The 9,647-nt window shown below is 45.7% G+C and carries 9 protein-coding genes; all 9 read right to left on the bottom strand.

Translation table 11 applies throughout. The features are described from left to right. Positions 1–524: 524 nt before the first annotated feature. On the bottom strand, positions 525–1,514 hold the full coding sequence (locus ACVA54_RS15880) for a diguanylate cyclase (protein ID WP_446649742.1): 990 nt from the start codon (positions 1,512–1,514) through the stop codon (positions 525–527). A gap of 217 nt (positions 1,515–1,731) precedes the next feature. After that, positions 1,732–2,028: a DNA-binding transcriptional regulator Fis gene (fis, locus tag ACVA54_RS15875; protein ID WP_000462885.1), complete on the bottom strand. Its 297-nt coding sequence runs from the start codon at positions 2,026–2,028 to the stop codon at positions 1,732–1,734. Positions 2,029–2,051: 23 nt separating this feature from the next. Further along, entirely contained in the window at positions 2,052–3,020 is a 969-nt protein-coding gene (dusB, locus tag ACVA54_RS15870) for a tRNA dihydrouridine synthase DusB (RefSeq protein WP_172438148.1), read from the bottom strand. 139 nt (positions 3,021–3,159) lie between these two features. Further along, positions 3,160–4,047: a 50S ribosomal protein L11 methyltransferase gene (prmA, locus tag ACVA54_RS15865; protein ID WP_099080096.1), complete on the bottom strand. Its 888-nt coding sequence runs from the start codon at positions 4,045–4,047 to the stop codon at positions 3,160–3,162. 130 nt (positions 4,048–4,177) lie between these two features. Then, complete coding sequence (gene accC / locus ACVA54_RS15860) at positions 4,178–5,521, bottom strand: acetyl-CoA carboxylase biotin carboxylase subunit (RefSeq protein WP_099080095.1); 1,344 nt, start codon at positions 5,519–5,521, stop codon at positions 4,178–4,180. A gap of 14 nt (positions 5,522–5,535) precedes the next feature. Further along, positions 5,536–6,000 (bottom strand): acetyl-CoA carboxylase biotin carboxyl carrier protein, encoded by a 465-nt coding sequence (gene accB / locus ACVA54_RS15855; protein WP_099080094.1) that lies wholly within the window; start codon positions 5,998–6,000, stop codon positions 5,536–5,538. A gap of 59 nt (positions 6,001–6,059) precedes the next feature. Further along, a complete protein-coding gene (gene aroQ / locus ACVA54_RS15850; protein WP_099080093.1) occupies positions 6,060–6,509 on the bottom strand; it encodes a type II 3-dehydroquinate dehydratase in 450 nt (149 codons plus the stop codon). 307 nt (positions 6,510–6,816) lie between these two features. Beyond that, a complete protein-coding gene (gene acs / locus ACVA54_RS15845) occupies positions 6,817–8,769 on the bottom strand; it encodes an acetate--CoA ligase (protein WP_099080092.1) in 1,953 nt (650 codons plus the stop codon). Between the two features lie 218 nt (positions 8,770–8,987). Then, positions 8,988–9,620, bottom strand: coding sequence for a 3'-5' exonuclease (locus tag ACVA54_RS15840; protein WP_099080091.1), 633 nt, complete (start codon positions 9,618–9,620; stop codon positions 8,988–8,990). Positions 9,621–9,647 lie beyond the last annotated feature (27 nt).

Here is a 9,647-nt window from a genome sequence, read left to right as displayed (position 1 = left end):
CAGTTGGTTAGAATACCGGCCTGTCACGCCGGGGGTCGCGGGTTCGAGTCCCGTCCGCTCCGCCATTTATTCAGACAAAGCCCTAGCAGTAATGCTAGGGCTTTTTCGTATGTGTAATATTTAACTAATACTAACCTGAGAAATTAACTGTTAAGGTTAATCTAGTTTCTCGTCTATCTTTTTGGTCACTCGGCTTTCTGAGCCAAATAAATACACGTATTTCAATAGTAGTTGTGTGACCCATTTTGGTTTTTCTCTTTGCTCAGTTCAGCGTTGAGTGGGGATATTTTGTTGAACAAAGTTTTCTTCATCTTAAAACCATACTCGAAGGCTCCAAATGGTAGTTCTAATTGGGGGTGATAGTGCGCCACTACACGTCCAAGGCTAAGGCTAAATAAAATCATCACCTAGATTTAAATACGAAGTGGTTCTGTTGGTGTACTTTACAAAAGCCCTAAAATTTTGAATTTTAATGTTTTGGGGAGGGCTGGGAGGGGAGTTGATATAAATAAATTTATCGAGAGTTAAGATACTCGTTGTATTTTAAGGTTTGATGAATGTTGAATTTTCACATCGGGAATACCGTCATGGTGAAGTGTCACTTGATTACGGCCAGCATGTTTTGAATAGTACATAGCTTTGTCTGCACTGATCATTAATTTTTTTGTTGTTGGTACCTGTTTGTTATATTCAGCCACGCCAATACTAACCGTCGTATTGATTTCGATACCGTCTATACAGCAAGGAGCGCTTTCAATAGCTTGTCTGATGCGCTCTGCAACGTCGTAAGCTTGTATCGCACTGGTGTTTGATAGAATCACTGCAAACTCCTCTCCGCCAAGTCGACCAATAAAATCGCTACCACGAATTGCTGTTTGACAGATCTTTGCAACATGGCTGATCACGCGGTCACCAGAAAAGTGTCCAACCTGATCATTGATATCTTTAAAATGATCAATATCGATCATTAGACAGGATAGAGTATTGGCTTGGGTTAAATGCGCACTGAGCGCGTTTTCTAGATTGATTTGAAAAGCTCTTCTGTTCAGGACGCCTGTCAATTCATCTGTCTCAGAGAGGTATTTTAAGCGCTTTTCGAGTAGGTGGTTTTTGGTTACGTCACGAACAGACCAAATCACCCAGTTTGAATCATCTATGGCGTTATCGACTGGTTTGATAATTGCCTCAAACCAAGTCTCTTCTGGATTCTCAAGCGCTTCTAACTCTTCTATAGGCATAAGAAGATGATCTTGTAGGGCTATAGTGTATTTAACGACTTTAGGCTCGTTAGAAGCAATGACGTCATCTATATAGCTTAAAAGCTCTGAAGCTTTGCTAGAGGAGAGGGCGTCACTGAGGTAGAGGTTGGTGTAACTCTCTGCATTGAAGTGTTTGGAATGGTAGGTGCCACCGAAGCTCTCGATATAGCGACCTTGTTTGTCTAGGATAAAGACATGATCAGGAAGAGAATTAAGGATGGCATGAAGCCAATCTTCCCTTTCTTTATAAATCATGTGTTTATTTCCTTATCTCGGTATAAGTCTTTGATTATATATATTTTATTTGTTATCTCAACCAGTACAGGTCACACTTCATTCTATCCGTATTGACTAATGTTTCGTTTAGACGCGCGAAATTTTAGCCTGCTCTATCTCTGTATTGGAGAAGTAATAAAAAAGGCTTAGTCATTATAAACTAAGCCTTTTTTACAAAATATGCGATGAACTTGAATTAGTTCATGCCATATTTTTTAAGTTTCTTGCGAAGAGTACCGCGGTTGATACCCATCATCGTTGCTGCGCGAGTTTGGTTGCCGCGAGTGTACTGCATGATAGTATCTAGTAGTGGCTGTTCAACTTCAGCTAGAACTAATTCGTATAGTTCTGTTACTTCCTGGCCGTTTAGCTGAGCTAGGTAGTTTTTAAGAGATGCTTTAACAGAGTCACGTAAAGGCTTTTGAGTAATCTGGTCTTGTGACGTTACTGTAGTTACTGTTAATGCTTCTGAAGTCAGATTTTGTTCGAACATATTCGGTCTAGCTCTTCTCTTAATTATGATGCAACGTTATCAAAATAACCTTCTAGCGCTTCAAGCTGCAGCGAAGCCGCGTCGATAGCGTTGAAGGTACGGCGAAACTCACTTGCCTGTTCATGCTCCTTTAGGTACCAGCCAACGTGCTTACGCGCGATACGTGGTCCTAAGAACTCACCATAGAATTCATGTAGAGCGTTAACATGACCAAGCATAATGGCTTTCACTTCCTCATTTGGAAGCTCATCCATTGTGGTGCCGTTTTCCAAATAGTGATGGATTTCTTGGAAAATCCAAGGGCGACCTTGGGCAGGGCGTCCTATCATTAAAGCGTCTGCACCGGTGTACTCCAGTACAAACTTAGCTTTCTCCGGGCTATCGATATCACCGTTTGCGATAACCGGAATGGATATAGCCTGTTTAACCGCTTTAATGCTGTCGTATTCGGCCTCACCTTTGTACATACATGCTTTCGTTCTGCCATGCAAAGCAAGAGCCTGTATGCCGCAGTCTTCGGCTAATTTAGCGATTTGGACACAGTTCTTGTTTTCTGTATCCCAGCCTGTTCGAGTCTTTAACGTTACTGGAACGTCCACTGCATCCACTACTGCAGTCAAAATCTGTTGGATGATGTCTGGGTACTGAAGCAGTGCAGAGCCCGCCAGCTTCTTGTTCACTTTCTTTGCTGGGCAGCCCATGTTGATGTCGATGATTTGTGCACCGTTTTCAACACTGAATTGAGCAGCATCAGCCATAAGCTGTGGATCGGAACCCGCAATTTGTACAGAGCGAATGCCCGATTCGCCCTCGTGTACCATGCGTTGTTTCGACTTCGACGTTCCCCATAGCTTAGGGTTAGCAGACATCATTTCACTGACGGCCATTCCCGCACCATAGCGAAGACACAACTCGCGAAACGGTCTATCCGTTACACCAGCCATAGGGGCTACGATTAGATTGTTCTTAAGTTGATAGTTTCCGATTTTCAAAACGTCATCACAGTTCTGTACCAGCAAGGGCGCGCATTTTACGCATTTTTTTACTGCGTGAAAAGACTAATATTTGAGCATTTACAAATTGTTTTTACAATTTGCATAAAATTCAGTCAATTAGCGTTAAAAACCATATCTAGCCTTGTTTTCGACCAGAGATGCGACACCATTCGCTTTGCTCTGCGATTGGGTCAATGTGAAGCTCGTCACGGTAATGGTTCGCTACGTCTTCTGCTTGAGTGTTTAAAACACCCGACATCGCAAGCTCACCATTTGGCTTCACTAGGCTTTTAATGATTGGAGCTAGTTCTCGCAGTGGACCAGCAAGAATGTTGGCAACAACCACGTCTGCAATTAGACCTTCTGGCTGGTTTTGAGGTAGGTACACTTCAAGTTGATCTGCTACACCATTACGTTCTGCGTTGTCGCGAGATGCTTGTAGCGCCTGAGGATCAATATCGATCCCGATGACTTTTTCTGCGCCTAGCTTGATCGCAGCGATCGCCAGGATGCCTGAGCCACAGCCGAAGTCGATAACTGTCTTACCAGACAGATCCAGACCTTCTAGCCATTCAAGACATAGCGCTGTCGTTGGATGAGTACCTGTACCGAATGCAAGGCCAGGATCTAACATTACGTTGACGGCGTCTGGTTCTGGGATTTCACGCCAGCTTGGGCAAATCCACAGACGTTCACCGAACTTCATTGGGTGGAAGTTATCCATCCACTCGCGTTCCCAGTCTTTGTCTTCTAGCTGTTCAACTTTGTAAGCAAAACCTTCTACCAACATGTCGCTTGCTTTGATTTGGTTGATGATGAAGTTGGTGTCAGCTTCTGCATCATACAGTGCCAGAATATCAGTATCGCCCCACAAGCGAGTTTCGCCTGGTAGAGGTTCGAATACAGGCGTATCCTGCGCGTCTAGGAAAGTTACAGACAGCGCACCAGTCTCTTCCATTAGCATGTCGCCGATTTGCTCAGCGTTTTCATTGGTCGCATTGAGTTTGATTTGAATCCAAGGCATTTGTTTTTGCTCTTAAAGTGAATGAAGTGGCGCAAAGTTTACCAGAACTCTACGGTTTGTTTGAGTATAGTCTTTATACAAAACAAAAATGCCCACAGATGTGGGCATTTATTATGAGGTTAGCAAAGGCTTATTGTAGGCCTAGCTTCTTCTCTAGGTAGTGAATGTTCGCACCACCGTGCTGGAAGTTCTCATCATTCATGATGGACTGCTGCAGAGAAATGTTAGTCTTGATGCCTTCAATGATCATCTCACCTAGAGCGTTCTTCATACGTGCAATTGCTACATCGCGGTTTTCACCGTAAGTGATCAATTTACCAATCATTGAGTCGTAATGAGGTGGCACGGTATAGCCAGTATAAATGTGAGATTCCCAACGCACACCCATGCCGCCTGGCGGGTGGAAGCGTTCAATCTTACCTGGAGAAGGTAGGAAGCGCTCTGGGTCTTCTGCATTGATACGACACTCAATTGCATGGCCGCGGATCTTGATGTCATCCTGAGTGAATGACAGAGGCTGACCCGCTGCTACGCGTAGCTGCTCTTTGATTAGGTCTACGCCCGTTACCATTTCAGTTACTGGGTGCTCAACTTGAATACGAGTATTCATTTCGATGAAGTAGAACTCACCGTTCTCGTATAGAAATTCGAACGTACCTGCGCCGCGGTAACCGATTTCTAGGCATGCGCGCGTACAACGTTCACCGATGTATTTACGCATTTCTTCGGTGATACCTGGAGCAGGTGCTTCTTCTACTACCTTCTGATGACGACGCTGCATAGAACAGTCACGTTCACCCAGGTGGATAGCGCCGCCTTGACCGTCAGCAATAACCTGTACTTCAACGTGACGTGGGTTCTCTAGGAATTTCTCCATGTAAACCATGTCGTTGTTGAATGCGGCTTTTGCTTCTGCACGCGTCATAGCGATAGCTTGAACAAGCTCAGTTTCAGAACGTACAACACGCATACCACGCCCACCGCCGCCACCAGATGCTTTGATGATGACTGGGTAGCCGATACGCTTAGCGTGAGCTTTGTTTTTGTCTTCATCGTTATCTAGTGGACCGTCAGAGCCTGGTACACAAGGAACGCCTGCTTTTTTCATTGCGTTGATAGCTGACACTTTGTCACCCATCATGCGGATGGTATCTGCTTTAGGGCCAACGAAGATGAAACCGCTACGCTCTACTTGCTCAGCAAAGTCTGCGTTCTCAGATAGGAAACCGTAACCTGGGTGAATCGCAATCGCACCTGTTACTTCTGCTGCAGAAATGATGCGAGGGATATTCAGGTAGCTGTCGATACCACGAGCAGGACCGATACATACTGTTTCGTCCGCAAGTAGTACGTGCTTAAGATCGCGATCAGCCGTTGAGTGTACTGCTACCGTCTTAATACCCAATTCTTTACAAGCGCGAAGAATACGAAGTGCTATTTCACCTCGGTTCGCGATGACTACTTTATCTAGCATAAGGCGAGCCCCGCTTATTCGATTACAACGAGTGGTTGGTCGAATTCAACTGGCTGGCCGTCTTCAACTAGGATTGCAGTAACAACACCTGATTTGTCCGCTTCGATTTGGTTCATCATCTTCATTGCTTCAACGATACATAGTGTATCGCCAGCCTTCACGCTCTGACCAATCTCAATGAATGATTTTGAATCTGGGCTTGGAGAGCGGTAGAAAGTACCAACCATTGGAGAAAGAACTTGGTGACCTGCAGGAACTGCCGCCGGTGCTTCTGCTGCCATTGCTGGAGCTTCTGCTACAGGCGCAGCTGCTGGAGCCTGCATTGCTACAGGAGCTGCTGCGTAATGAACTGGTGCTGGAGCTGCGACTGTGCCGTGACGACTGATTCGTACCGACTCTTCACCTTCAGAAATCTCTAGCTCTGCAATGCCAGACTCTTCAACTAATTCAATTAGTTTTTTGATTTTACGAATATCCATCTTTTCTTTCTCTTTTATCTTGTGATTAAGACAACCCTTAGGGCTGCAGAGTGTTTGGTCTACTTTGCCTGCAATTTTGCAATTGCTGCAGACAGAGCAAATTCATAACCTAGTGCACCTAAACCGCAAATTACCCCTTCTGCTTTATCAGATAGGTAAGAATGGTGACGGAACGGCTCACGTGCGTGAACGTTCGATAGATGCACTTCGATAAATGGGATGGCTACGCCAAGTAGTGCATCTCGCAGCGCGACACTGGTATGAGTGAAGGCCGCTGGATTGATAATGATGAAGTCCACTTTGCCGTATGCAGCATGAATGGCTTCTATCAGTTCGTACTCACGATTAGATTGCAGGTGCTCAAGTTCCACCCCAGAGTTGTGAGCCTGTTCAGTTAAAGCGTCAACAATCTGCGCTAGGGTGTTGTTACCATAGTGTGTCGGTTCACGCAGACCTAATAGGTTAAGATTTGGTCCGTTTAGAATGAGAATCCGTGACTTTGCTGGCATTATGTAGCTATCTTCCTTTATCGTGAGCAGAACGTTTATATTCCCAAATATACGATAATTCAGCACGATTTTTTTGTTAAAACCGAGCAAATTTTAAAAAATCGACCAAGATTATAGCTAATTCACAGCAATTAGCAGCAATTTACTGGTCTAATCTCCTAATAGCCCCCGCCGTTTCTGTTGCCGAGTTAACAAAAACAACATCATTGCCACGTGGTTTTTGTGGTTTATTTTGCGCCCACGCACAAAAAAGCCGCCATAGGTAATAGCGGCTTTTAGATCTAGCGTTTAAAACAGTGGTTAGGTGTTATGCCAGTTCTGCTTTCTCTGCAATGAGTTTGTCTACTACGCTTGGGTCGGCCAGCGTAGAAGTATCGCCAAGATTGCTGGTATCACCCGTTGCAATCTTACGCAGAATACGACGCATGATCTTACCAGAGCGGGTTTTCGGTAGAGAGTCTGTCCAGTGCAGTACATCTGGCGTCGCGATTGGACCAATCTCTTTGCGTACCCAGTTTTTCACTTCTTTGTGTAGTTCTGCAGAAGGGAACTCGCCATCATTCAGTGTCACATAGGCATAGATAGCTTGACCTTTGATATCGTGAGGAATACCGACAATCGCCGCTTCTGCAATCTTGTCATGTGCAACCAGTGCCGATTCAATCTCAGCCGTACCCATACGGTGACCCGATACGTTCAGTACGTCATCAACACGACCTGTGATCCAGTAGTAACCGTCTTCGTCACGACGCGCACCATCACTAGTGAAGTACATGCCTTTGAAGGTAGAGAAGTACGTTTGTTCAAAGCGCTCATGGTCGCCGTAAACTGTACGCATCTGACCTGGCCATGAATCGAGGATCACTAAGTTACCTTCTGCCGCAGTCTCTTCGATGATGTTACCCATGTTATCCACTAGCGCAGGCTGTACGCCAAAGAATGGACGAGTTGCTGAGCCTGGTTTTAGATCTGTTGCGCCCGGTAGCGGTGCGATCAAGATACCGCCTGTCTCTGTTTGCCACCAAGTATCAACGATAGGCGAACTCTCGTTACCAATGGTCTTGTAATACCACTCCCATGCTTCAGGGTTGATTGGTTCACCTACTGAGCCCATCACACGCAAGCTTGAACGTGATGTGCCAGCGACCGCTTCGTTACCTTTTGCCATTAGGGCACGAATAGCCGTTGGTGCGGTATAGAGAATATTCACTTGGTGCTTATCAACCACTTCACTCATGCGAGCCGTGCTTGGGTAGTTTGGCACACCTTCGAACAGAATGGTTTTCGCACCGTTCGCCAGTGGACCATAAATTAGGTAAGTGTGACCAGTAATCCAACCCACATCCGCAGTACACCAGAACGTTTCGCCTTTTTGGTAATCGAATACGTATTTGAAGGTCATGGTTGCGTACACCAGGTAGCCGCCTGTCGTGTGCAGTACGCCTTTGGGCTTACCTGTTGAGCCTGAAGTGTAAAGGATGAACAGTGGATCTTCCGCTTTCATCTCTTCTGGTGGACAGTCGTCAGAAACGACGGCTGTTGCTTCGTGCCACCAAACGTCACGGTGCTCATGCCAATCAATATCGCCGCCAGTGCGTTTTAGCACGACAACCTTGTCGATGGTCTTCACTTCTGGGTTGGTTAGTGCTTCATCGACGTTCTTTTTGAGTGGGACTGCGCGACCACCACGAACGCCTTCATCTGCGGTGATAACGATTTTTGCGTCTGAGTCGATGATACGACCGGATAATGCTTCTGGTGAGAAACCACCAAATACTACGGTATGAACCGCACCAATTCGCGTACATGCCAACATCGCAATAGCGGCTTCTGGCACCATAGGCATGTAAAGGCAAACCACATCGCCTTTGTGTACGCCTTGCTCTTTTAGTGCGTTAGAGAACTTACACACTTCTTTATGCAGTTCATTGAATGTGAGGGTTTTGTCGTCGGCAGGATCGTCGCCTTCCCAGATGATCGCGACTTCATCGCCATGCTGGGCAAGGTGACGATCAATACAGTTTGCAGATACGTTCAGTGTGCCGTCTTCAAACCAACGAATGTCCACGTGGCCCGTATCGAAAGAAGTATTCTTTACTTGGGTGAACGGTTTAATCCAATCCACTACTTTGCCGTGTTCGTTCCAGAAGCCCTCAGGATCGGTGACCGACTGCTGATACATGGCTAGGTAAGTATCATTATCCGCATGCGTATGGTTCTTAATATTTTCTTTTACCGGATAAACGTGGGCTTCGCTCATGGCTGCTCTCCTTGTGCCTATATTTCTCGGCCTTAGATATTTATAAGGCTGTTTTTCGTTCTTAACGATGAGTCGTGGCTAGAACGAGGTTGTACATATAACTGTCAATCACAGCGCTTATTTCCACAATTAGACTTTAGGATGAGAGTGAAATATGTGTCATAAAATTCCGGACATAAATGCGAATTTGGGATGCGGATCGAAAGCTGATTATGGCGCTATTGCGTATAGGGAACGGTTAGGCTGGGCAAGTCGCCTTTGGTTAGCCTGACAAAAACTAATGCCGCGGCAATGGCGTCTTGCAGCGCGTCGTGTTTGTCTTGAATCGGCAGATCCAGATGTTTACAGATGGCATCAAGACTTAAGTCGAAATAGGCATTGGGCAAATGTCGTTCGAGTTTGTCATGGTAGATTTGGCTCACTTCAATTAGGGGGTTAGGGAGAGGAAAACCAAGGTGTCGCAGGCATGCAAGATCGAGAATTTTCTTATCATAGCGAATGTGATAGCCCACTAACGGCCGATTACCAATGAACGTCAGTAGCTTTAATAGGGCTTCATTCTCACTGATGCCATCGGCTAAGTCCTGATGACGGATTTGATGGATTTTCACCGAACCAGAATCGAGCGATTGTGGTGCTCTTAATCGTACTTCAAACGGTCTACTGGTGATAATACGGTTGTCGATAATTTTTGTTGCGGCGATGGTGACCAGTTCGGCACGCTTGGGGTCTAGGCTGGTGGTTTCACAGTCGAGAGAGACGAATTCGCCTTTACTTGGAGGACAAAACAGCGATCGATAAGGTGAGCCTTTTAATCGATAATACCAATATTTACGTTGCAGCCAATTCATCTCTGTTACCTCTCATGTGACTGGGTT

The sequence above is a fragment of the Vibrio sp. PNB23_22_6 genome, from assembly GCF_052877535.1.
The sequence above is the reverse complement of the archived record's forward strand: the minus strand, read 5'-3'. Positions and strand labels throughout refer to the sequence as shown.

Coding starts and splice junctions, on each gene's coding strand:
- ACVA54_RS15880 (WP_446649742.1), bottom strand. CDS start 1,514: ATGATTTATAAAGAAAGGGAAGATTGGCTTCATGCCATCCTTAATTCT.
- fis (WP_000462885.1), bottom strand. CDS start 2,028: ATGTTCGAACAAAATCTGACTTCAGAAGCATTAACAGTAACTACAGTA.
- prmA (WP_099080096.1), bottom strand. CDS start 4,047: ATGCCTTGGATTCAAATCAAACTCAATGCGACCAATGAAAACGCTGAG.
- accC (WP_099080095.1), bottom strand. CDS start 5,521: ATGCTAGATAAAGTAGTCATCGCGAACCGAGGTGAAATAGCACTTCGT.
- accB (WP_099080094.1), bottom strand. CDS start 6,000: ATGGATATTCGTAAAATCAAAAAACTAATTGAATTAGTTGAAGAGTCT.
- aroQ (WP_099080093.1), bottom strand. CDS start 6,509: ATGCCAGCAAAGTCACGGATTCTCATTCTAAACGGACCAAATCTTAAC.
- acs (WP_099080092.1), bottom strand. CDS start 8,769: ATGAGCGAAGCCCACGTTTATCCGGTAAAAGAAAATATTAAGAACCAT.
- ACVA54_RS15840 (WP_099080091.1), bottom strand. CDS start 9,620: ATGAATTGGCTGCAACGTAAATATTGGTATTATCGATTAAAAGGCTCA.